Source organism: Phocaeicola coprocola DSM 17136 (genome assembly GCF_000154845.1).
Classification (GTDB): domain Bacteria; phylum Bacteroidota; class Bacteroidia; order Bacteroidales; family Bacteroidaceae; genus Phocaeicola; species Phocaeicola coprocola.
Genome location: NZ_DS981449.1, coordinates 1,275 through 2,103 on the forward strand (window position 1 = coordinate 1,275; position 829 = coordinate 2,103).

The following is an 829-nucleotide window of genomic DNA, read 5'->3' on the forward strand; positions in this document are numbered from 1 at the left end:
GTCTTCAAGAATACGCATCATACGGTTCTTCTCTGAAGCTATCTGCTGAATAAGCTTGTTCCGGTAACGCGTCAGGTCACGAAGCTGACGCTGCTCCTTGGGAGGAATATAGCTCGGTTTGAGAAGACCTGCCAGAAGAAGCTTGCAGATCCATTCGCTGTCCATCTTGTCTGTCTTGTGACCCGGAACATTCTTAATGTGACGGGCATTGACTATCCAGACATTGGGAATGGAATCTTCAAGAACCTTATAAACCGGCTTCCAGTAAACACCGGTACTCTCCATTCCCACATGCGTTACACCATTGGACAATAGCCATTCTTTCAATTCATTCAAAGAACTCGTGAAGGTTTTGAATGAGCGGGTCTCGCGTTGGATGCCTGCTCCGTCAATTGTCGCCACCACAACCTTCAGGTGGACGTCGATACCGCAAGCGCGCTGTATCAACTGAGGGAATGTCACTTCTGCCATAACTGATACATTTTAGGGTTACACTATACAAAGGTAACTTCAGCTTGACTATTTACATTCTCTTGGGCGTGATTTTTTATCTCATGGGTATTTCATTGTATTTCTTCTTTAATATATTACGTAATGAACTATCTTTAGAATTTGAGATTGACATTGAATCCGTAACTTCTGCGTGATGGGAGTGAACCATATTCCAATCCCATACCGGTTGTATTGTTATAGTTTGAATCCGGATCAATATTTGGAATATTCTTCCATACGATAAACGGATTACGTGCAACGAATGAAACTGTGAGTCCTTTTACTACGTTTTTCAGCCATGACTGAGGTACTCTGTAGGAATCCACCACAGTGCGAT

Annotated in this window: 2 protein-coding genes; both read right to left on the bottom strand. The window is 43.1% G+C overall.

Translation table 11 applies throughout. The features are described 5' to 3' along the window. Window positions 1–471: IS110 family transposase (locus BACCOP_RS02785; RefSeq protein ID WP_007566018.1), on the bottom strand; the 471-nt coding region annotated here is incomplete at its 3' end. A 134-nt stretch (window positions 472–605) separates the two neighbouring features. Continuing rightward, window positions 606–829: hypothetical protein (locus tag BACCOP_RS02790; RefSeq protein ID WP_007566020.1), on the bottom strand; the 224-nt coding region annotated here is incomplete at its 5' end.